Source organism: Nonomuraea sp. NPDC049504 (assembly GCF_040676845.1).
Classification (GTDB): domain Bacteria; phylum Actinomycetota; class Actinomycetes; order Streptosporangiales; family Streptosporangiaceae; genus Nonomuraea; species Nonomuraea salmonea.
This window is the reverse complement of the sequence record NZ_JBFAPT010000041.1, coordinates 47,483-71,018: the sequence shown is the minus strand read 5'-3', so window position 1 is coordinate 71,018 and position 23,536 is coordinate 47,483. Positions and strand designations below refer to the sequence as shown.

At 63.5% G+C, this 23,536-nt stretch carries 11 protein-coding genes; 7 read left to right on the top strand and 4 right to left on the bottom strand.

Going from position 1 to position 23,536, the window contains the following annotated elements; translation table 11 throughout:
- Positions 1 to 640: 640 nt before the first annotated feature.
- Both AB0K28_RS46510 and AB0K28_RS46505 read left to right on the top strand, forming a co-directional pair.
- Complete coding sequence (locus AB0K28_RS46510) at positions 641 to 1,303, top strand: hypothetical protein (RefSeq protein ID WP_364383651.1); 663 nt, start codon at positions 641 to 643, stop codon at positions 1,301 to 1,303.
- Complete coding sequence (locus AB0K28_RS46505) at positions 1,303 to 4,557, top strand: hypothetical protein (protein ID WP_364383648.1); 3,255 nt, start codon at positions 1,303 to 1,305, stop codon at positions 4,555 to 4,557. The genes AB0K28_RS46510 and AB0K28_RS46505 overlap by 1 nt, the downstream gene beginning before the upstream one ends.
- A 290-nt stretch (positions 4,558 to 4,847) precedes the next feature.
- On the opposite strand, the gene AB0K28_RS46500 is transcribed toward AB0K28_RS46505, so the two are convergent.
- Together AB0K28_RS46500 and AB0K28_RS46495 are read right to left on the bottom strand one after the other, a co-directional pair.
- The gene (locus tag AB0K28_RS46500) at positions 4,848 to 6,692 is read right to left on the bottom strand and encodes a DUF262 domain-containing HNH endonuclease family protein (protein ID WP_364383645.1); all 1,845 of its coding nucleotides are present in this window, start codon (positions 6,690 to 6,692) and stop codon (positions 4,848 to 4,850) included.
- Positions 6,693 to 7,141: 449 nt separating this feature from the next.
- A complete protein-coding gene (locus tag AB0K28_RS46495; protein ID WP_364383642.1) occupies positions 7,142 to 8,290 on the bottom strand; it encodes a hypothetical protein in 1,149 nt (382 codons plus the stop codon).
- A 1,314-nt stretch (positions 8,291 to 9,604) separates the two neighbouring features.
- On the opposite strand from AB0K28_RS46495, the gene AB0K28_RS46490 reads away from it, so the two are divergent.
- From AB0K28_RS46490 to AB0K28_RS46470, 5 genes are all read left to right on the top strand, one after another.
- The gene (locus AB0K28_RS46490; RefSeq protein WP_364383639.1) at positions 9,605 to 11,197 is read left to right on the top strand and encodes an IS1182 family transposase; all 1,593 of its coding nucleotides are present in this window, start codon (positions 9,605 to 9,607) and stop codon (positions 11,195 to 11,197) included.
- A gap of 353 nt (positions 11,198 to 11,550) precedes the next feature.
- Positions 11,551 to 14,379 carry an N-6 DNA methylase gene (locus tag AB0K28_RS46485; protein WP_364383636.1) on the top strand — a complete coding sequence of 943 codons (2,829 nt, stop codon included), beginning with the start codon at positions 11,551 to 11,553 and terminating at the stop codon, positions 14,377 to 14,379.
- A 370-nt stretch (positions 14,380 to 14,749) separates the two neighbouring features.
- A complete protein-coding gene (locus tag AB0K28_RS46480) occupies positions 14,750 to 16,495 on the top strand; it encodes a class I SAM-dependent DNA methyltransferase (RefSeq protein WP_364383633.1) in 1,746 nt (581 codons plus the stop codon).
- The gene (locus AB0K28_RS46475) at positions 16,492 to 17,691 is read left to right on the top strand and encodes a hypothetical protein (RefSeq protein WP_364383630.1); all 1,200 of its coding nucleotides are present in this window, start codon (positions 16,492 to 16,494) and stop codon (positions 17,689 to 17,691) included. The genes AB0K28_RS46480 and AB0K28_RS46475 overlap by 4 nt, the downstream gene beginning before the upstream one ends.
- Positions 17,691 to 20,822 (top strand): DEAD/DEAH box helicase family protein, encoded by a 3,132-nt coding sequence (locus AB0K28_RS46470; RefSeq protein ID WP_364383657.1) that lies wholly within the window; start codon positions 17,691 to 17,693, stop codon positions 20,820 to 20,822. The genes AB0K28_RS46475 and AB0K28_RS46470 overlap by 1 nt, the downstream gene beginning before the upstream one ends.
- A gap of 94 nt (positions 20,823 to 20,916) precedes the next feature.
- Here the strand turns inward: AB0K28_RS46470 and AB0K28_RS46465 are convergent, their stop codons facing one another.
- Both AB0K28_RS46465 and AB0K28_RS46460 read right to left on the bottom strand, forming a co-directional pair.
- Positions 20,917 to 21,822, bottom strand: coding sequence for a phosphotransferase (locus AB0K28_RS46465; RefSeq protein ID WP_364383627.1), 906 nt, complete (start codon positions 21,820 to 21,822; stop codon positions 20,917 to 20,919).
- Positions 21,823 to 21,833: 11 nt separating this feature from the next.
- Entirely contained in the window at positions 21,834 to 23,165 is a 1,332-nt protein-coding gene (locus AB0K28_RS46460) for an XRE family transcriptional regulator (protein ID WP_364383624.1), read from the bottom strand.
- Between the last annotated feature and the right edge of the window lie 371 nt (positions 23,166 to 23,536).

The following is a 23,536-nucleotide window of genomic DNA, read 5'->3' as shown; positions in this document are numbered from 1 at the left end:
ATCAACGCCGTCACCGGCGAACTCCTCCGCGAGCTGACCATCGACCCCACCCGCGACTACCAGCCACAACAGCCCAGAAAGTAAACAAAAACCCTTGAACCTACGGCCCACCGCAGGTTCGAGGGTTTCCGATGTCGTGCGACATCACAGAGTGCCCCCGGCAGGATTCGAACCTGCGGCACCCGCTTTAGGAGAGTGGGGGCTATACCGCTGCTTCGCACGCTCTGACCTGCGCAAATGCTCCGCACTGCTCGAACTATCTTAAAGATCATCCCGCGTATGTCCCCGCACTCATTGAGGCTGGCAACATGTCACTTGTTGGCCAGGCCGCGCCCGCCCACGACGGGTGGCTCGGCAACACTCACTGCCTGGACCTGCCGTTCACGTTCTGCAGCGCCGAGCGCTGGTCGCAAGCGCTATGATGGACGGCCCTCGACTCAGGCGTGATGAAAGAACTCTCAACCACCATGAACCGGGCGTGGATCTCTTTCGTCCGCACCGGCGCTCCAACCACGATGGCATGGCGCAGTGGGATCGAATCGTCATCAAGCGCTTGGGCTATGATCCGTGCTATTTTTAGCTACTTCTCCCCTCGACATAACGGTGGATAATGGTGCCTGGTTCTGAGGATCGCAGCGCGTTGCTGGATAAGGTTGTCGACGCGGTCGGCGGTGCCTATTACTCGGAGCGGGTGCACTCCGGCAGCAGTGCCAGAACCAGGGCGCAGACGGCGCAGTCCACGATCACCCTCTTCGCTGGCGGTCTCGTCGCCACGCTGACCTTCACTGGGCTGGCCAGCCATCCACTTGTCACCCGGGCTGTCGGCGTCGTCGCCGTGTGGCTGTGGCTGTGCGCCGCGATGGTGTATGTGTGGGCCATTTCCCTGCCGGTCCACCAGCTCGTGAAAATTCGCGAGGCAACGGATGTCGATGATTTCGTAGCCAAAGTCCTACAAAAAGCCGACATCGAAACCGGCGAGGTCGATAAACGGCAGAAATGGGCCACGAGAACGGCCGCAGCGGCCCTGGCTCTCAGCGCGCTGACCTTCGGGCTGGCTGTTCTCGTAGGACCGGCCGAGAAGGCCGTACCCGGCGTCGTCATCGTCGAGCAGAAGGACCTGGCGAGCGTGGCCGGTGCCTGCCGGTTCCCACCGAAGAACGCGATCGAGGGGAGGATCAAGGAGGCCACGCTTACCGCCGCGTTCGTGGAGATCGCCGTCAAGCGGGACACATGCGCGCCCGGCGTGACCGTCCTCCGCATTCCCCGGGCGAGCATCAAGACGATCGGATTGCGTGAGCAGTGATGAACACCCACCTCAACCTCCTGTGTCTAGGCCCGCAGGCGGGCGACGACGAGCCGATTCTCGACAGCGTCCGCATGCTGCACAAACAGGGCGAACGCCTGGACGTGATCGTGGCGTTCGGCAAAGACATTCTCGACGCGGTTCTGCTGGAGTGCTATGAGTACGACTCCCAACCTCTCGTGCTCCCGGTGCCGGGGGTCGGTGACCTGCGCGAGAATGCAGCCGGGCGGCTGGTCGAGCGGGCCCTGGTGAAGAACTGGCGCGACATCGAGGCGGACCTGTGGAGCGGCGAGTACACGGAGATCGTCGAGGCCATGCGCGACCGGGTCTTCAAGGACTTTCTCGACTGGGCGCGCGGCTACCAGATCGAGGCGTGGCAGCCCGGGCTGCTGCCCGGCGAGGGCAGCACCCGGATCGCCGCTGGAGACCGGCAGGTGGGCCTGGTCGTGGCCAACACGGTCTTCCGTATGGTCGCCTCGCCGCCCGATCACACGCTCGCGGCGTGCGCGGCCGAGCAGCTCTCATACGCCGTCGGCGGCGACTACGCGGTATGGAAGGCCGGGAACGACCTGACCGTGGTCGTCGCGGGAGAGCCGGCGGCGTTGCCGCTCGGCTTCCCGCTGGACGGCTCGACGTTGCTGCTGGCCGGACGACAGGGCGGTGACGACGCCTGGAACGTCGGGGGCCGACCATACAGGCTGATCCAGGCGCGGTTCGGGCAGGCGGGCCAGCCTGAGGTGACGGACGCCACCGAAGGCAGGAGGATCACGCTGGTCCGCCGGGCGCCAAGGCAAGAGCCCGCGCCGGAGCCGGTGTTCGAGGAGCCGTACGACGAGGCCAAGAACCTGCACGAGTTCTACCGGCAGGCCGAGTCCGGCCGCATGATACTCGTGCTTGTCTCTGGCGCGGTGAAGGATACCGTCGACCTCGACGAGCTGCGGGAGCAGATTACCGTCACGACGTACGGCAACCTGCCGTCCTCGCAACCATCGATGCGTAGCATCTGGCCCGACGCCGTCGGCAGTCTGTCCGCACCGCAACTCCAGAGCATCCTGCAACAGCTGCAGATCGCGCCTGGCGCTCAACCGTCGGGCGCACGCAACCTACTGCGCAGCCCGTGGTGGCGGATTTACGACTTCACAGGCTCGAACACCCTGAAGGCCATGGCCAGCGCCGACAACCAGATCAGCGCCAGGGTCTTCAACGCCTGCAATGACCGGCCGGAGGAAGACCCCACCGTCAACGTCGAAATTATTGCCATGAACGGCATAGTCAGCGACGATCTCGCCACCATCGACTTCGGCCCGGCCAAGAGTCGCACCGACCCCAGGAGCCAGTGGTTTCGTCAGTTCCAGACCGACGCGCTGCTCTACCCAATGGTGTGGATGGCGGCCTCCCCGAGCAGCCAGGCCCTGTGGGAATCGATGGAGCTGATCGCGACCCAGGAGCACGAGAACCTCCCAGCGCGGTTCGTCGTCACCTCTGAGGGCATCCCGGCCGACCGGGTCCGACTTCGCCGCAACGGCCTGATCCACATCAGGCGGGATCCGGCTGATTTCGCCGCCACCAGCTTGCGTCCCGGCATCGAGCAGCTCCGCAGAGGCCGGGACCGCCGGGTGGCGCTGGTGGATGAGACGCGCATGGGAAAGGGCGTCTCGATGGTGTCGTCCCTGATCAAGGACAGGCCGGCTGGAAGCAAGGACTATCTGAAGGGGCACGATCCCACCTGGGGCGATATCGTCGACGGCAAGGCGGCGAAGTTGTCCGTGGTCGAGACCATCAGGCGCGCCACCGTACCCGGCGTGAACAAGGCCCAGCCCATCGTGCTGGTGAAGGGTCGGGCGGGGTCAGGAAAGACGACCGCGCTCATGCACTTTGCCTACCACCTGTACCGCAAAGGCAAGACGGTCGGCTGGATCGACCGCGAGACCACACGCTCGCGCAAGGCCGTCGTCGACGAGGTGCTCGGGCTGAACCCGGATGCCATGTTCGTCGACGATGTGGCGATCTTCAGCAGCCAGGCGGCTACGCTGCTGCGGCATCTGAACAGGAACGGCCAGACCCTCGTGGTGGCGAGCGTGCGGAGAACCCGTGAGGACGTTCTCGACGCGACCTTCCACCCGAGCGTGGTGGCGGCTGACGACCCGCTGAACGACGACGACCTTGAGAAGCTGGTGAAGATTCTCAAGGACAATGGGCTGCTCGGCATCCTGAAGGAGTACCGATTCATGCGGCAGCGCGTGGAGAAGCTGCGCAAGCTCAGCGGCCGGAGCCTGCTCGCCGCAATGATCGAGGTGGTCACCAGGCAGCGGTTCGAGAATAAGGTGTGTAGTGAGTACGAACAGCTCTCCGATGAGCGCAAGCTGATCTACGCTACGGTGAGCTTCCTCCAGTCCGAGCTAGTCAACAAGCAGCACGGCATCGACGAGGGCGACTTGATCCAGGTCGTGTCACTGGGGGCGCCCGGGGTCGAGACGGTCAACGCGATCAATGTTCTGGTAGGGCAGCGCCTGCTGAACCGCACGCCGGAGGGCTCGTTGCGGTGTAGGCAGAAGACCTTCGCTGACACAGTCGTCGGCTCGATCCTCATGGCGCAGCCAGTCGTCCTGGGGGAGATCATCCGCTCGCTGTTGGTTTTCTATGCGGAACGTGGCGGCCACATCACGCGGCATGACCACCCGTACCGGATGGTCATGATTCGTCTGCTGAACCACGACATGATGAAGAGGACCAAGATCCCTTACGGTGATGTGCGCTCCATCTACGACTCGGTTCACGACCTGCTGCACGAGGACTTCCATTACTGGCTGCAACGCGGCCAATTCGAACTGGAACGAGGCGATCTGTCTATCGCGGCGAACCACCTGCACTCGGCGACTGGATGCGACGGCGGCGCGACCGACCACCTCGTCCAGACAACCAGCAGCTCCATCCGGCTCCGGCACGCGACGACGCACCCTAACGACGCCGCCTCGTTCGCTGATGCAGTTGCGGCCCTCGACGACCTGGAGGGGATCGCGAGACGCAAGGGCTCGGACTCCCCACACACGTTCGCAGTGATGGTCCGTGACGGGTACAACTGGATGGAGGCATGCCAGAGAGTGGTGCCGAAGGATCAGTTCCTGGACCTCGGCAACCAAATCCTGGACATCTGCGAGCTGGGCAAGGACGTTTGCGAGAACAACAATCAGTTTTTGGACGTTGCCAACCGTTACGAGCCGAAGATCCGGCGCCTGATGAGCGTGCCCATGTAGCTTAACGCCGCCACTGTCCCGGCTCGATAAGGCCAGAGCAGATCGCTGCCGGATGTGGTCGCAGCCGAGTTTGGCGAGCACGCTGCGGCATTTGAGTCTTCACCGTGTGCTCGCTGGGCCACCGGTTGCGCAGCGAGCCCCAGGTTCGAGAGTCCCCGGCGCCCCGCTGTAGGAGAGCGATTGTGAAACTGTCCGCCCACTAGGCTCAACCTGCGCAAATGCATCCTGCGGCATGCCTCCCGTGTCTGATCATCCCGCGTATTTCCCGCCCGCCCGCCCACACGGTCCGGCTACGGTCGCGGCCAGATGATGGCGAGGCGCTGTCCCAGCGCAGCAGAACGGGTGGCGATGGCTTCATCGGTCCAGGTGTCCGGGTGGGCCGCTACTATCTCGGCGTTGAGTTTCAGGGTTGCATGCTTGAGGAGCAGGGTCCGCTTGCCGGTGGTCGGGACCGGGTCGGAGAGACCTTGTGCCTCCACCTCTCCGTCGGACCATGGTCGGTTCGAGAGCTTGGGATTGAGACGGTCATTGACGAGGGTAAGATTCCCCAGCGTCTGGACGAGGTGGTCACGGCGTTGGCGAGCAGGGTGGTCGGCGACGCCGATGTCCCAGTGCTCACCCCAGCTCTGTGGCATGACGTGCTCGATTGTGAGGCATCCGCGTGGGCAGTGCTCATGCTCTGACCACTTCCCTCTGGCGTCGTCCTCCAGAGCTTCGAGCACCATACGAAGGCGAGTGCGGGTGAGGTCCTTGTACACTTTGACCGTCTGAACGGCCTCAATGACTTCTCGGTCGGAGGGCCAGTAGCCGGCGGTGGCTGTACCCCTCGCGAAGAAGGCCTCCGTGATGTCTCCTGCGACCTCTGGTCCGTTGCGGTCCAGCGCTTGGAGAAGCTCGACAATGATCCTGTTGTAGTTCTTAGTCGTCAACTTGCAGAGCATGCGGCGAACCAGCCAGCTCTCCATCGCACGCAGTGCCTTGAGACGCTGCTCGATCGGCATCCGCTTCTCTGGCCACCGCAGGATCCGCAACAGGAACGGCCCAACGACTGAGGCCTCCATGACGTTGATGACGCGGTAGTAGAAGGTGCCTTCGGGAGAGTCCCAAGGGAGGTGTTCAAGCTCCGCATATACCTGTGCGTCGGCGGCGAGATCTCGCATGACCTCCCAAGCCGCGAGTTCTGAGGTCCGGATGTGATCTCGGAACTCGGTGAAGACCCGGTCGGCAGGTATGTCACGGAGCCGCCGCATAGTCAGCCAGTAGTTGATGAAGATGTCAACATAAGGCCGATAGAGCCGTCCCTGCCGTACGGCGCGACGCCAGTGGTTGGAGTCAAACGGTTTCCAGTACTTTTTGTAGAGGCCCTCCAGATCCTCATTCTGAGCCGTAGCCAGCTGGAAGACCATGTTCTTGATCAGATCGGCGGCGAGAAGCGGTGTGCCACGGTAGTTCAGGGTCTCGAAGATGACCTGTGCATTGTCACCGGGTTCGAGATCGATGACGACCAGCCTGAGGTAGCTCCGGAGCGCATGCGTTAATGCAGTTATCCTGCGCTTGCACTTGTCAGGGTCGCCGCCCGGATCCGCCCACTCACTGATTTCCCCCATGAAATACACGTGCGCCGCCGCGATGCTGCTGCTGGCGAGCTCACCTGTCACCTCTCGCTCGTTGTCCATGACGGCGCGGAATACATCCTGATCACGATCGGTCGGCCATACCTTGAAGGCCTCGTCGGGGTGCTGTACCAAGTCCCTATTGTTGAGGACGAGTGCTTCTAGGGCCTTGCCATCGATGGCCGAGCCATGCTGCTCCGCCACGAGCTGCGCGGCATCGAGGAGGATCTGCAAGGTCGTCAGACGCTGCTGCCCGTCGATGACATGTCGTACGGGTATGAAGGCGGTCGGCGTCAGCTGCTGTTCCAGGACGATCGCTCCGAGAAAGTGTGGAGGTATCGACGATCCTCCGTAAAGCGAGTTCTTCGCATCTAGGACTTGCTCGGCAACAGCGCGCACGTCGTCCCACAGGGGCTCCCACTGGTCCGCCTTGTTCCAGACGTAGGGACGCTGGAATAGAGGGATCAGATATCGGATAGGGCTAGCGAAGATTTCGGCCGGGGTGCGAGTGTCCGCTTTCATGGTTCCTCGGGGGAGGCGCTGATACGGGGGGTGTCTACAGGGGAAGGTGCTCGACCTCGATAATTCTTACACTCTGGGTCCTCTCTTGGAGGCAGAGTCTACGCTGACCAGAAGCAGACATTCAGCAGGTCCGTGCCCCTGCGCGAAAGCGGCTGATCAGTGGCCTAAGGCGACAGGGGTCTCGGTCTGGAGGTAAATCTCCTGTGAGGATGGCCCCAGTTGCGTCCACAGGAGCGGTGATGTCGGCCAGGCGGAACAATTACCCGGCTCCTCCTCGCCGCGCGAGGTCAGCGGTACTCCCCAGATGTCGCCAGACGCTCATGGTGGCCGACGTTGTCGGCGGCGCTGTCGTCATCAGCGCCATGCGGGCAGTGATGGAGTCGGTTGGGAATCCTCCTGTCGGCTGAGGACGGAATCGGGCACGGACGAGGTGTAGACACCGGTTCCTCCTACTCTGGCGTTGAGGCCGTCATGAACGCGGTCATGCATGGAGGGAATGCCCACGGCTGCTCAAGGTTCTCCACCTCAGCGTCAGGGATCTCTGCCAAGAGCCGCCGCAGTGCTTCCCGCTGGAACAGCAGCATTAGTGCATCAACCGCGGTTTTCCCCGGACTCTGCCCGGCACTGTCGAACGCGGTGACCAGCATGCCCCGGGTCGGTCCGAACATGGTCTGCGCCCACTCGCTCAGTGCCTCCGTGGACTCGCGCGTGGCCAGTTCAACCTCAACACGGTCGCACAAGTCGACTGCCCACACGGGCAGGTGAGCAGCGATCTGCCACGCCTGCCGAAGATCAGGAAATGACGTTTCCCGTGCGAGTCTGAGCAAGATTTCCTTCAAGCTGCCGTCAGGCACGAAGGCAAGACCATCCTCGGGTGTCAGCAACCGTCCCGCCGCCTGCTCGCTGCCCGGCCAACGGAGCTCCAAGTCCTCTGCGGCAGGTTCCAGCACCCCCAGCGGAGCCAGCCCCCGAGCCAGCATTCCCAGGTACCCAACGTCCAGGGTGCCCGCTCCCTCAAGAGCCGCCATCGTGCCGCCGTGCACCCAGTCATGCCGGGTTGCGGGTTCCACCTGGGCGGGTGGGGCCTGTCGCTCGAACTGAGCGAGAACGGTCCGTGTCACATCGGCGACGCTAGTTCCCGCGGCCTTCAATACGGCCGCGATAGCGGCGTCGATGCGACGTATCCGCGCGGGCACGGGATCGCTACGTCCACGCTTAGCTGCGTTGGCAGCTGCGACGTCCTCCGCGGAATGCTCGGGCGGAAAGTCATCCGCCAACGGAACCTTGATGGCTTCAGCGAACGCCTTTCGGACGGTGGCCTCTGGCACCGGCATGCCTTCGCCGAACGCCATGAGCGCCAGATCACCGGGCCGCTTGCCCGGGCCCGCGTGCCGGCCGAGCCACACCACCATCTCATGCGCCCCCGGCGAGGGTGTGGAGGTCCTTCCCCGACCCCGACCGAGCGTCCGCACCTCGTTGGGCTGCAGGAGGCCATCGGCCCGCCAGCGTTCGAGTTGGCGGGCTGACACGGTGACGCCCTGGGCGGCGGCGCGGTTGATGAGCTCATGGTCGGCAGGCGATGGCGGAGTGCGTGGCATGCCGCCAGGGTAGAGATTGAACCCCCCGAGCTCGACGGGAACGCGGGAAACGCCTGGTGCTCCACTTGATGCCTGGCGCCGCTTACTGAGAAGCGGCCTGATTCGAAACGGAGTCACCTGTATGTTTTTCCCCGCCCCGTACAACCGCCACAACGTCCCGTCATGGCCGATGGCGATCGCCGTTGTCGTCGAGACGCTACCGCTGCTGTTTCTGATCGTCCTCCTAGCCCCTGCGCTGCTGGTCGGCCCACTCCTCCCCGGAAGGTGGTTCACACTGCGGCTATTGGCCGCCGTGCAGCAGTGGGACCATCGCCGGTTTGAGAACGCCAACAGGTCCAAGTAGGCGCCGCGATAGTGCAAGAGGCCCCCGTCCAAGTCAGGTTTGATACGCCGGGGGCCTCTTGTCGTTCCCCACTGCACGAAGCCCCACAGAGGCTGCATCGGAGACCAGGCACGACCGTCTGCTTTCAGTCGGACCCAATGCCCCCAATGCCCTGGCTCCCGTGATGCCGGCCAAGGTCAGCGGTGGTCTGGAGCTGCCGCTATACGCTCAGAGGGTCGACGTTGTCGTCAACTTTCGCACTACCTCAGCTCTGGTCACCGGTGCCGAGTCCGGACGTAGGAGGGGCTTGGCGTCGATCGCCCCGAGCTCGATGCCGGGAACCGAAGTGAGCGATCGTCACTGCCCGGGCCAATCGACGCCGCATCAGGAGAGCGAGAGCAGAACGGCCACTGCATGGGCTCTGAGCTGCAGGAACGCCTCTGGTGCCCCGTTGGCCTTGCAAGATCATCCCACGCATGTCCCTACGCGGGCGGCGGTCATCACGGCATCTGGCGGCAAACTCACGGAGAGGTCAGGTGTACCCCCGTAGATTCGATATTCGCCATGCTCCTCACCGCCAGCGCCGACTCTCCGACGACGCCGTTGACCTGGCCGTACGCCTCCAGGCGCTTGTCGCGGTTTCTCGCTAGCTTACGTCCTCTCACGGAACACCACAGAACAAGATCGACGATTGTGCTCCCTCGACTATGCGGCCGCCTAAGAAGACGAGTCGTTGAGCTGCCACATGACGGACCAGTGTTGCCCATAGACGCGCACCACCATCCCCAGCCCTGATCACGTAGGCCTCGTCCCGTGGGCGATTGGAGCGCGACGCTAGACATGCGTAGGGTGCGCGCCATGACGAACACCTGCGTCTACGGCGGCATGCAACAGGTACAGGTAGAGTTCGAGGTCATGTCCGCCTAGGAGACTTCTGATGATGTTGCTGGTCAGGCTTCCGATCATGTAGGTCGAGGGTCAGGCTGGGTAGCATGATGGGGCGTCGTCCCGAGCGGCCGGTGGGGCCGGATGTGTGGAGCACCTGCCGGGAGTTGATCCCGGCAGGCAGTGTGTACGCGTTCTTGGCCGAGCATCGCGATGAGCTGTTGCCCGAGGAGATGTTCGCCGACCTGTATGCCGCGACCGATGGCCGGCCGAGTGTCCCGCCGCAGGTGCTGGCGTGTGTGACGGTCCTGCAGGTGCTGCTGCACCACTCCGATCCCGAGGCCGCGCTGGCGGTGCGGTGTGATCTGCGGTGGAAGGCCGCCTGCGGGCTGGGCCTGCACGACCGGGGCTTCGATCCGTCGCTGCTGGTGTATTTCCGGCAACGGCTGCGCCGGTCCGGTGATCCGGACCGGATCTTCCGCCGGGTCGGGCAGGTGGCCGCGGCCAGCGGGGCGCTGCGGGCGCGGGCGCGGCGGGTACTGGACTCGGCGGTGCTGGACGACGCGGTCGCGACCCAGGACACCATCACCCAGCTGATCACGGCGATCCGGCGAACGGCCCGGCAGGTGCCCGGCGCCGCCCAGCTGATCGCCGATCGTTGCCGGGCCACCGACTACACCGATCCGGGCAAGCCCGCGATCTCCTGGAATGATGCCGCCGCGCGCCAGGAACTGGTCTGCGGCCTGGTCAGCGACGCACTCACCGTGGTGGAGGCGTTCCAAGCGGCCGCGATCGCCGGTGAACTGGGGGACGACGCGGCTCAGGCCCTGGCGCTGCTGGCGCTGGTGGCCGGCCAGGACGTCGAGCCGGCCGAGGGCTCCGACGGCACCGACGGACGCTGGCGGATCGCCCGCAAGGTCGCCCCGGACCGCGTCATCTCCACCGTCGACACCCAGGCCCGGCACGTGCACAAGACCGTGCACCACCGGCAGGACGGCTACAAGGCCCACGTGGTGATCGAACCCGATACCGGACTGTTCACCGCTGTGCGGCTGACCATGGCCACCGGAGCCGACCAGCACGAGGCGGTCGTCGGCGTGGACCTGCTGAGCGAGTCATCCGCCGGACCTGCCACGTTCGAGGTGCTGGGCGATACGGCTTATGGCACCGGCGACGCCCGCCGCGCGCTGCTCGATGCCGGGCACACGGTCATCTTCAAGCCCGCCCCGCTGCGCCCGGCCGTGGCCGGCGGCTTCACCATCGACGACTTCATCGTGGACGAAGCCGGCGGCACCGTCATCTGCCCGGCCGGGGTGAGACGGCACATCACCGCGGCACGGTCGGTGACCTTCGGCGTCGCCTGCCGCTCCTGCCCGCTGCGCGAGCGCTGCACGAGCAGCAAGCACGGCCGCTCCCTGCAGCTGCACCCCCATGACGCGCTGTTACGCCAGGCCCGCCGGCAATGGGCAACCGACCCCGGCCTGAGGGCCGTCTACCGGCAACATCGCCCCATGGTCGAACGCTCCATCGCATGGCTGATCGGCGCGGACGGCCGCGCCCGCAGACTCCGCTACCACGGCGTCCAGCGCAACAACCTCTGGCTCCACCTACGAGCAGCCGCCCTCAACCTGCGCGGCCTGATCAACCTCGGGCTCACCACCGCCCAGGGCACCTGGATCCTGCAGCCCGCCACCGGTTGAGGCCCATCCAGCGCAAGCAACCCGAGGGAAGGTCCAACCCCCGGCCCCCGAATGCCCGCACCTTCAACCCCCGCTCCGTCACACCAGCAACATCTTCAGAAGACTCCTAGTCGGGCTACCCGACGATCAAGTGGTCTGGGCCGCTTTGCCCGAACGGTCGCGAAGGATGGCCCAATTGGCCGACCGGGATTTCCTCGCCTAGGCGGCGAACCTAAGCAATCCGGACTAGACTCAAGATCGGCCGCGGATGTCGAGAGGGACGACACTGTAATCGTGGTGTCGGCAAGGTATCTCGACAATGCGCGTAGATGCTGTCAGGGGAGGTCCGCGCGACCTACGACCAAAGGCTGTGCATGGGCGAGGAGAAGGACGCAGTTCAGGACGACGTGAGGGCCCACGTCTTACAAGTGCTTGATTTCCTGCGAGGCGAGTTGCCCGTCCACCGGGCCGTCGATGCCCTAGTAGCAAATGCAGTGCAGTGGAAGGTCAGGACCTCAGGGAAGGCCGCGCCCGATATTAGCGATCTCGGAGCCCCGCAGGGCAGCGCCGTCCGGAGCCCCCGCACAACGCTTGCCATGGAGCGCGAACAGGAGTGGTTGGACCGCTGCACCCCCGAGCAGATACGTCAGTATTTGCCTGTGCTCTCGCGGTTGAACTATTTTCGCGCCGAGTACACAACCTCCGAATCTCTCGCGCAGGTGGTTGTGACGGCTTTTTCAGCGTACGAGAAGGATTCGCGTCGGCCTGGACCTGCGGAACTTTACGACCCTACCTGCGGATCCGGCACGCTTGCCCTATCGGTCATCGAAGCCATGAACCACAGAAGACCGTTCACCCTGGCGGGCCAAGACGTCAACTCTTCTGCTCTGCAGTATGCCACGGCCAACGCATTCCTCTCTGATGTGGACGCCACACTGAGCAGGAAGAACGTACTCCAAGAGGATGCCTTTCCGGACCGCACATTCGACTACGCAGTGGCCAACATCCCCTACGGCTTGCATTGGCGGGACAGCCTCAACCATTGCAAGGCTGAGCATGGAAGCCCGATGGGGCGTTACCCTGGCGGACTGCCGGCCCAGAGCGACGCGTCGCTGTTATTCACACAGATCTTGATATCCAAGCTTCGTGCCCCCGTGGACGGAGGCGGGCGCGCTGTTATTCTCATGGCCCCAAAACCTCTGTTTGACAGTTCGGGCAACTCGATCCGCCAGTGGCTGCTTCATGAAGATCTACTCGAAGCGGTCATTGCCCTTCCGGAGGGGCTAAGCGCAAACACAAATATTCGGCTGTACGCGCTCGTCCTCTCTAACCTCAAGCCAAAAACACGCCAAGGGAAGATCCAGTTTATCGACCTCCGCGGCTTCTACGAGGATATCCGGAACGGTAATGCAGAACGCCGAGCCGTTAGTTCCGCCGGCCTAGAGGAGCTGTCTCGAAGCCTGGGCAGACTCAAGGGAAACGCGACCAGCAGGACAGTTGAGGCGAAGGAGCTGGAATACCGTCGCGTCAAAGTCACATATCAGGGGATCGTCGCAGTGTCCGGCGCCGAGTCCACTGAAGTGCCAGTACTTAATGCGATCATTCCTGCGGCCTCGGACATCAACACGTGGCGGGATGAGCGCTATGGAAGTGCACCTCCCGAGGTAGAAGAAGCTCCACACTCAGAACTCACGTTGATCGATGTGGATCGCATCTTCCATACCGCACTACCACCTCGAGTGTTGCGGGAGATACAATCCATCGGCTGGCCGATTGTCCGCCTGGCAGAGTTGGTCCGTCTCGTGTCCTACGTGCGCTCAGCGAAAGCACCGGAGCGCGCATCGTCCCTGTCCGCCGTTGCGGGAACCATGAGCCTCGTCCTGCCCGTCGAACCGCATCTCGACGCAGTGTCCGGAGATCCAGAACAAGTGGCCCCAGGGAATCGATTGCTGATCATGCATATCGATCAGGATCTGGCCGATCCGGCTTACCTCGCCGGTTGGCTCAACTCCCCCCTCGGGCGACAACTGCGCTCGGCGGCTGTCAGCCGTGGCGGGCTCGGCTACTCCAGCCCGCGAGCCGTCAGCATTCGAGACGCCTGGGGCATGGCGGACGAAACCTTAGTTGCCCTTCCGTCACTCGCTGTGCAGCGCGAACTCGCTCGCGCCGAGACCGTCCTAGACGCTGCCAGCCGGAGAATCTCTGAAGCTCGCAAGGAGCTCTGGAATGACCCAAAGAAGCGGTCGGATATTTATCGTGAGGCGAGTCGCCTGATCCGATCTGGTGACCTTGTTGAGTGGGCGAGTAGCCTCCCCTTTCCAATCGCGAGCGCGCTATGGGCGTTCGAATCTCAAGGCAACAACGTGCATGCACGGCATAAGCAGATCTTCCTTTTCTGGGAGGCGGCAATTGAGTTTCATGCCGCAGTGCTGATGTCTGCCCTCGCTCAAGACAAATCGCGAATGGCTGAAGAGTGCTTGAACCTCGCGCAGAAGTTCGCTGAGGTGGGGCTGAGTCCCGAGCGCGCCACTCTGGGAGTCTGGCAGATCGTTCTGCAACGACTGGCCAAGGTCTACCGGCAACACCTCGCCGGGGCCGATACGGACGAACAGGCGCGGGTTAGAACAGCCTTCGCCGATCCGCCGCAGGATTTTCTCGAAAACTTGCTGAGCACTGAGATAGTGCGGATCTTTGTTGAAGTGATCAGTTTGCGGAATTCTTGGAGTGGCCATGCAGGAGCTGCCAGCGATGGCACTCTCAATGAACAGCTGGACGTCCTTATAGGCCACCTCCATGCGCTGAGGAATGCGATCGGCGACGGCTGGCTCGACTACCCACTTGTCCGTGCAGGCAGCACTCGTTTCAAGCACGGAGTTTTCTACCATGATGTCGAAGTCGCGATGGGGCCTAACGCGCCCTTCCGTCATGAAGAAGTTCAAGTAACAACTCCGATGGAGGAAAGCGGTCTCTACCTACTGTCGCGAGATGGGAGCCGAGCGCTGCCCATAGTTCCGCTAGTCCAATTCCATCCAGGCGAATTCGGCTCAAGCAGTACATGCTATTTCTACAATCGTGTACAACGGGATGGGGTCCGCCTCGTCTCATACCACAGCACACTCAAGCCGCAACTGGTGGAAGAGTCGCGATCGATCAAAGATCTAATCGATGCGATGACTTTAAGTCAGAACTCCGATTTTTCGTGATCAGGGCGTGCTCGGCCGAGGGGGTCGGCTGAGAGATGCAGTGCGTGTGATCAGCGCGTTTGCCCGGCTGTCGCACCGAGTATGCGAGGTTCCACGGGGCCGCGGGACCCGCGTGGGGCGGTGCGGCCTGTGCGAGGGGAAGTTCGCCGACGCTGCCTGACCTCTCGTTGCTCGCGCTTGTGTCGGCCCCCTCCGCTAGCCTGCTGGCGGGCCTGAAAATCCTCTCGATTCCCCGCGTCGCAGGAGGTCGAGGTGCGCGAAGATGGCTTCATGACGCCTCGTCAGCGGACGTGCGCTGACTTGCGTGGGCGCGACTACCTTAGTGGGCCAGCACAGCAATGTGCGTTTAGTTATTCCGGTGAGGAGCCTTGTGAGCACGCTTGGTAGTTTCATCTGGTCGATCGCCGACCAGCTTCGGGGTCCCTACCGCCCCAATCAGTACGGGAACGTGATCCTCCCGTTCACGATCCTTCGGCGCCTCGACTGCATCCTAGAACCGGACCGCGAGACCGTCCGGGACCTGGCCGCGAAATACGAGAACCCGAACCGGCTCCGGATCGAGGTCAAGAAGGCCACCGGCCGGCCGTTCTACAACACCTCGAAGTACAGCTTCGCCAACCTGTTGCAGGATGCGGACGGGCTTGAGGACAACCTGGTCGACTACATAGACCGGTTCTCCGCTGATGTCGATGTGTTCGAGTACTTCGACTTCAAGAAGGAGATCATCGCCCTGGAGAAGGCCGGCCTCCTGCGCGAGGTCGTGAAGTCCTTCGCTGCCGTCGACCTGCACCCCGATGTCGTGTCCAACGCCGACATGGGAGACGCGTTCGAGTACATCATCCGCAAGTTCAACGAGGCCGCGAACGAGACCTCCGGCGACCACTACACGCCGCGTGACGCCATCCGGCTGCTGGTCGACCTGCTCTTCGCCGAGAAGAACGCTGCGCTGGGCGAGGAGGGCATCGTCCGATCGCTCTACGACCCCACCGCCGGCACCGGCGGCATGCTCGCCCTGGCTGAAGAGCACCTGCTCAAGCAGAACCCGGATGCCCGGCTGAGCCTGTACGGTCAGGAGTACAACCCGCAGTCGTACGCGATCTGCAAGTCCGACCTACTCGCCAAGGGCCACGACGCATCCAACATCGCCTTCGGCAACACGCTCACCGACGACGCCTTCAAGGACCGCAAGTTCGACTTCTGCATGTCCAATCCACCGTACGGCGTCGACTGGAAGCAGTACGCCAAGGCCGTCACCAAGGAGCGCGACGAGGCCGGCCCGTACGGCCGGTTCGCGCCGGGCCTGCCCGCCACCTCAGACGGCCAGATGCTGTTCCTGCTGCACCTGGCCCACAAGATGCGCGCCCCGGAGGACGGCGGAGGACGGGCCGGGATCGTCATGAACGGCTCGCCGCTCTTCAACGGCGCCGCCGAGTCCGGCCCGTCCAACATCCGCAAGTGGCTGCTGGAGAACGACCTGGTCGACGCGATCGTCGCGCTGCCGACCAACATGTTCTTCAACACCGGCATCGCCACGTACATCTGGATCCTCGACAACACCAAGCACCCCGACCGCAAGGGCCTGGTCCAGCTCATCGACGGCACCTCGTTCTGGACCAAGATGCGCAAGAACCTCGGCAACAAGGGCCGTGAGATTAGCAACGCCGACCGCGCCAAGATCGTCCGGCTGTACGCCGACTTCGCTGACGCCGACCTGGACTTCTCGAAGGTTCTCCGCATTGATGAGTTCGGTTACTGGACCATCACCGTCGAGCGGCCGCTGCTGAACGAGGACGGCAAGCCCGTCGTGGACCGCAAGGGCAACCCCAAGCCCGACTCCAAGAAGCGCGATACCGAGAACGTGCCGTTCACCTACGGTGGCTCGGCCGCCGGTCCTGCTGGCAAGATCGAGGTCATCCAGGCATACTTCGACACGGAGGTGAAGCCGCACGTGCCTGATGCTTGGATCGACTGGACCAAGGTCAAGGTCGGCTACGAGATCCCCTTCACCCGCCATTTCTACAAGTACGCGCCACCCCGCCCCCTCGCCGAGATCGACGCCGACCTGGAGAAGCAGGTCACCAAGATCCTCGACCTGCTAAGGGAGGTGGAGAGGTGACGCGGTTCGGGCACGCAATGCAGAAGATTGATGAGCGCATCCCCGGGATCGATCTTCCGCTGATGTCGGTTTCCCAAACTCGCGGGGTGATCCGGCGGAGCGAACTGACGGATGCGCCCCAACGGGCGGAATCTCTCGACGCGTACAAGGTCTGCCGTCGGAACGACATCGTGTTCAACAAGATGAGTATTCGAGCAGGCGCAATGGGCGTGGCGGCCGAGGACGGTTTGGTGACCTACCACTACGAGGTTATGCGACCACGTCCAGGAACTGACTCCCACTTCATTTGCTACCTGATGAAGTCATCCTGGTTCACTGAGGAGCTCATCAAGCGCGAGCGTGGGATCGGGGCTGGCGACCAGGCGAACGTTCGAACCACTGAGGTTCCATTCTCCGTGTTGAAGACGATCGACGCCTTTATTCCGCCTTTTCGGGAGCAGCGCGCCATTGTCGACTACCTCGACCGTGAGATCGCCCGCATCGACATGCTAATCGAGGAGCAGCAGTGCCTCATTAAGCTTCTTCGTGAGCGACGAACTGCCGTCATCGCGCATGCGACCTCGAACGGTGCGCAAGTAGAACTGCGAAGGGTCATTCAGGCACTTCGTCAGGGCTGGAGTCCCAACTGCGAGAGTTGGCCAGCGGATGGCGTCTCGGAGTGGGGAGTCCTGAAAGTCGGGTGTGCCAACACTGGACGCTTCGATCCTGCAGAGAACAAAAGGCTCCCTGACGACGAGACTCCGCGGCCAGAGTTCGCGGTTCGGCGCGGCGAACTTGTTATGTCTCGTTCGAACACTAAGGACCTGGTAGGAGCCGCTGCCGTGGTCGATGGCGACTACCCACGGCTCCTTCTCTCCGACCTCACCTACGGAATCTCCCTGACAACTGATGCGGATCCGTCGTTCGTCGCCTATGCGCTCGCCTCGCCAAGCGTGCGAGTACAGATCAGCGCGGCATCGAAAGGCATGAGCCACTCGATGCAGAAGATCTCCCAGCGAGACATCCGCGAACTGGTCGTGCAGCTTCCGGTTATAGACGAACAGCGCCGTCTCGCCAATCAATTGGACGAGCAGACTGCGAAGATCTCTCAGCTCATCGAAGAGACCGAGCGGTTCATCGAGCTCGCTCGCGAGCGCCGAGCGGCCCTGATCACTGCCGCCGTCACAGGTCAGATCGACGTACGTGAGGTGGCGTGATGGCCGACCATAATGAGGTCGTCTTCGAGACCGAGATCTGTGAACATCTCGCGGCCCATGGGTGGCTGTACTCGGCCAATGACACCGGCTATGACCGTGAGCGGGCGCTGTTCCCTGAGGATCTGTTCGCGTGGCTGGAGGCGACGCAGAGGCCAGCGTACGAGAAGGCGTTGAAGGCGGCGGGGTCGCAGGCGAACTTCCTCGATGTGCTGGCGACGGCGCTGGATAAGCCGCTGGAGCACGGTGGTGGGATGCTGAACATCCTGCGTACCGGGGTGCAGTACATCGGTGGCGGCCGGTTGAAGATGGCGCAGTTCCGGCCCGAGACGTCGCTGAACGCGACGACGAACGCCGAGTACGCGGCGATGCGCGTGCGGGTGATGCGGCAGGTGCACTTCTCGACCGCCGACCAGCGCAGCATCGACCTGGTGTTCTTCATCAACGGGCTCCCGGTCGCGACGGTGGAGCTGAAGACGGACTTCACCCAGTCGCTGAGCGAGGCGATCCAGCAGTACCAGAAGCGCCGCAACCCGATGACCAACGGCCGGCGTGAGCCGCTGCTGTCGTTCGGGCACCGGGCGCTAGTGCATTTCGCGGTCTCCAATGACCGGGCCGCGATGACCACCCGGCTGGAGGGTGAGAAGACGCACTTCCTGCCGTTCGACACCGGCTTCGAAGACGGCGCTGGGAACCCGCCCGGTGCGGATGGGAAGTCAGCGACGGCGTATCTGTGGGAGCGGGTCTGGGAGAAGCACGCCTGGCTCAACATCATCGGCCGGCTGATGATCGTGGAGACCAAGGAGGAGTGGGACGTCGCGACCGGCACTTCGGTGCGCCGTACGAACATGCTGTTTCCCCGGTTCCACCAGTGGGAGGCGGTCACGGAGATCGTGGCCGCTGTGGCCGAGGAGGGTGTCGGCCACCGGTACCTGATCGAGCACTCCGCCGGGTCGGGGAAGACGAACACGATCGCCTGGACGGCGCACCGTCTCGCCCGCCTGCACGTCAACGACGAGAAGGTCTTCGACTCGGTCATCGTGGTCGTCGACCGCACGGTGCTCGACGGGCAGCTGCAGGACGCGATCCGACAGATCGACGGCAGCGGGAAGATCGTCGCGACGATCAGCCCCGAGGACGTGCGCAAAGCTGGTGCGAAGTCGAAATCCGGACTGCTGGCCCAGGCGCTGAAGAATGGTGAGCTGATCATCGCGGTGACGGTGCAGACCTTCCCCTTCGCACTCGATGAGATCAGGGCCGACTCAGGCCTGAAAGGCAAGCGGTTCGCCGTCATCGCCGACGAGGCGCATTCCTCGCAGTCGGGGCAGATTTCCTCGAAGCTGAAGAAGGTTCTGACCGCTGAGGAGATCAAGGAGATCGAGGAGGGCGGCTCGGTTGACGTCGAGGCGGTTCTCGCCTCTGAGATGGCCGAGCGGGCCGAGTCGGAGAACATCTCCTACTTCGCCTTCACGGCGACACCGAAGAACAAGACTCTGGAGCTGTTCGGCCGCAAGGGGCCGGACGGCAAGCCGCACGAGTTCCACCTGTACTCGATGAAGCAGGCGATCGAGGAGGGCTACATCCTCGACGTGCTCAAGGGCTACCAGTCCTACGACACCGCGTTGAAAATCGCCGGCAAGGCCGAGAGTGGCGACGGTGGCGAGGTCGAGGAGTCGGCGGCGCGCAAGGGGCTGATGCGCTGGGTTCAGCTGCACCCGACCAACATCAGCCAGAAGGTGCAGATCATCGTCGAGCACTTCCACGCCAACGTCGCCCACCTGCTGGAGGGCAAGGCGAAGGCGATGGTCGTCACCGACTCGCGCAAGGCCGCGGTGAAGTACAGGAAAGCGATCGACGCCTACATGGCCAAGCGGGCCGCCGTGGACGCGTCCTACAACTACCGGGCTTTAGTCGCCTTCTCCGGATCGGTGTCGATGGCCGAGAACGACGAGTGGAGCCAGGATTGGGGGCCGGCGCCGTCGAAGGACGACGAGTTCACCGAGGCCAAGATGAACCCCGGAGCGGGTTCCGACCTGGCTGCGGCGTTCAAGGGCGAAGCGTACAAGATCATGGTGGTTGCCAATAAGTTCCAGACCGGCTTTGATCAGCCGCTGCTCTCGGCGATGTACGTCGACAGGAAGCTCTCTGGGGTCACCGCCGTGCAGACGCTCTCCCGGCTCAACCGCACCCATCGCACCGCCGGCGGGGAGCAGAAGGCCAAGACGTTCGTCATCGACTTCGCCAACAAGCCTGATGACATCAGGGCCGCCTTCGAGCCGTACTTCACCAACGCCACGCTGGAGACCGAGACCAACCCGTACGTCGTCATCCACCTGGCCGATAAGCTCGCTCAGCCGGGGATCTACACCGAGGAGCAGGTCCGCCAGGTCGCCGAGCTATGGGTCACCCGCAAGGGCAACAACGCGCTCTCTGCGGCGATCAGCCCGGCCCAGCATGACTTCCGGCGTCGCTACGCGGCGGCGATCGAGGCCGGGGACAAGGTCACGCTCAACACCCTCGACCTCTTCCGCAAGGACGTCTCCACCTACGTGCGGCTCTATGACTTCATGAGCCAGATCGTCGACTACGGCGATCCGTACCTGGAGATGCTCTCGATCTTCCTCCGGCTTCTGGAGAAGGTCATCGCCGAGTCCTCGTGGAGCGCCGAGGTCGATCTTTCAGACGTGGTCCTGGTCGGAGTCAAGCACACCAAGAAGATCGCGGTCGACATCTCGCTGACCGGAGACGGGCAGTTGAAGGGGATCAGCGCAGCAGGCACCGGCGCCAAGAAGGAGCCGAAGTATGTCGCGCTCCAGGTCGTCATCGACAAGATGAACGACCTCTTCGGCGCTGAGTCGTTCGCCGAGTCCCAGATCCGGGAGTTCGTGCAGGGGCTCGTGCAGCGACTGCTCGACAACCCGGACCTGGTCCAGCAAACCCGTGTGAACTCGAAGAAGCAGTTCATGGAGTCACAGGACTTTCAATCCGCTGTTACCGAGGTCGTCGCCGACAACCAGGAGGCGCATAACACCATGGCTGACTACTTCTTCAGCGACGGGCCTGCGATCAAGGGGATCATCACGGCGCTCGCCGACGCGTTCTACGAGGCCGCTATCGACCAAGGGGCAGGTTGATCTTGCTGTGGATCTGCGAGGGCCTGACGCCTCTCGGCACGATCAAGCTTGACGGACGGTACGGCTGAAGCGGCATCACCGCATGGTTGCCTCCTCAAAGGATGTTCCAGGTCATCGTGTGATCTCCATGGCGGAGGCCGTTGACGCGCCTGAGGACTTCGGCGGCCTTCTCCGGGGCGTGGGTCGACTTTCGCGCGTTCGTGGAGATCATTCGAAGTTCGCGCAGGTCGCGCAGAATGCGGTAGCCGCTCCATGCGGTGACATCGAAGCCGTACGCCTGAGCAAATTTGCCGTACGCGGCCTGGCCGTAGCCGAAGCGCCGGCAATGTACCTCGATCGTGATCAGGTCCCATTCGGGCTGGCTGATGGCGAGGCTGTCCCAGTCGCACAGGACAACCCCTTCCGAGCTGTGCAGGGCGTTCCGATGGTGCGGGTCGCCCTGAGTGATGGCGTCGGGGTTGAGGGCGTACTGGACGTTAGCCAGTTTCGACTCCAGCAGATCGGCGCGCTCTTGCAGGAAGCGGAGGTCCGCTTCGGGTAGGAGGCTGGTTGCGCGGAGAGATCGGCGGATGGCTTCGATGGCGTCGGATCGTGGCAGCGCCACCGGGGGCTGGTTGAGGCTGTGGAGACGGCTGAGGGGCTTTGCCAGGGCCTCAGTGGGGACAGGCTCGGGTGGCTGGGGGAGGTAGTCCCAAAGGGTGATGGCGTGGCCGTCGATGATCAGGGGTTGGATGTCGCGCTTGTAGAGAGGAACGGTGGGGAAGCCCAGGTCCATGAGCCAGCTGACGAAGCGGACAGTCCGCTCGACCTCCGCTGGGTCGGTCCCCGCCCGGGCAATTTTCATGATGACCGGTGGAGCTTGCAGCCGGATGACGGCGTTGGTCTGCCCTCGAACGATCACAGCGCCGTCGGCGCGGAACCCGGCTGTCTCGCAAGCGCGGTGGAGCAGGTGGGACAGCTCGGCTTCGGTGAAGCCGCCGTGGATGGGGGCACCATTCATGCTTGTCAGGCTCACACCTCGGCCGGGGGCAGCGCCAGTACTTCATTCAACTCGCGTGCCGGTCGAGCGGTGCGAAGGCGTGCGGGGATGGCGACGATGACGTCACGGGCGCGGACGTCCAGGATGCGGGTTCGGTGTCCGGCAGGGACGCTGAGATAGGCGGTGATGGCCAGCTGGCAGGCTTCATCGAGTGAATGCCCTTGGGCGAAGCAGATTGCTTCTTCGATGCGGAGCAGAGCAGGGTCGATGCACGCGTCGTCGCCGTAAAGCTCGAGCGCGCGTTGCTGGGCGGCCCGAGCCTTGGCGCGCTGCCCCAGGTTTGTGAACACGCCGCTCATGTAAAGGAGCAGGCGACGCTCGGGGAAACCGAAGGCGTCGTAGTCGTCCTGATTTCCTGGTCCCGTCCGGCTGTAGACGTCCTGCGCTTTGTGAAGAGCATGCAGGGCTGCGGCCGTGTTGCCGATGCGGGCCTGTGCCCTGGCCTCGGCCATCGCGGCGAAGGCCGCCGTGATGGTCGGTGCTCGGCCGGCGCTGAGCTCGCTTGCCTCCTTCGCCAGATCGACGGCGGCCTCGATGGGGCCGTAGTAGTAGGGCAGCATCGCTGCTTGGGTTCGTACGCGGGAACGCAGCAGGCGGTTACCGCTGTCGTCGGCGGCGGCGCGGGCGGTGCCGTACCACGCGTGTGCCTCCGGAATCTCGCCAAGCTTCATCAGGGAGTCCGCGATGAGCGTGGCCAGCATCGCCGTCATCTCCGACAGCCGGGCTTGCGTGGTGGCAGGCTGCCTGTCGCGCGCTATGGCCTGTACTTCGCGTAGCTCGTTCAGCAAGCGAGGGATCATCGTCTGTGGCGGTGTGGTGATGTACTGCTCCCGGAGCCACATCAACCGCTCGTTGAGGAGATCGAGCTGGGCCTTGGTCACGCTGCCCGAGGCGAGAGTCCGGTCGATCAGTCGCCGGGTGGAGACGAGCAGTTCTCCCGGAATCTCGCCATGAGTGTTGCTCGTTGCCAGCAAACCGGGAGGCATGTCCAATTCTGACGTCGAGGACGGGGCCGACCTCGTTCGCTCAGGGTGGGCAGGGACGTTATCGCCGACGGCATAACCGAGATTGGCGACGTCCGTGGCGTAGAGCCGGCAGAGGAGGTCGACGGTTCTCGGTAGGGGTACGCGGCCTTCCCGTGTCTCCCACTGTCCCCATTGCTGGATGTCTGTCTTCGGCGGGTCGACCTCCAACTCCTCGCAGAGCGACTGCAGGTGGAGAACCGCCTCTCCGAGGGTCCAGCCGCGAGCCAGGCGATGGGCGCGCAAGCGGCTTACCTGGCAGCATGCGACTATCTCGTTCACGGTTCGGCAGAGATCCCATCCGAAGCGCTGGGCTCTCTGCCGCCACCGTGCAGCACACGACCGTTTGTGCGCCATGTCGAGCCTCCGTCTGCATGCCGGGCTGATCCAGCGTAAGCAGTCCATCACGCTTCGCTAAGCGATTGGCGACGTCAATCCCGTTCTAGTGTCTGAATTAGTGACGGTGGGGGCGACAGCGGCAACGTAAAGCGAGCGTCACCATTGCCGCGTCCCACATCGGGAGCGATCCTCAGAGGCCCACGGGCGCACTGCCCACGTCACCGATCAAAGGGCTCTCATGACCATCTCGATTCCCCGCTGGCCACCCGCGCAGGCTCTGACCTGAGAGCCGATTGTGGCGTGGCAGTCGGCTG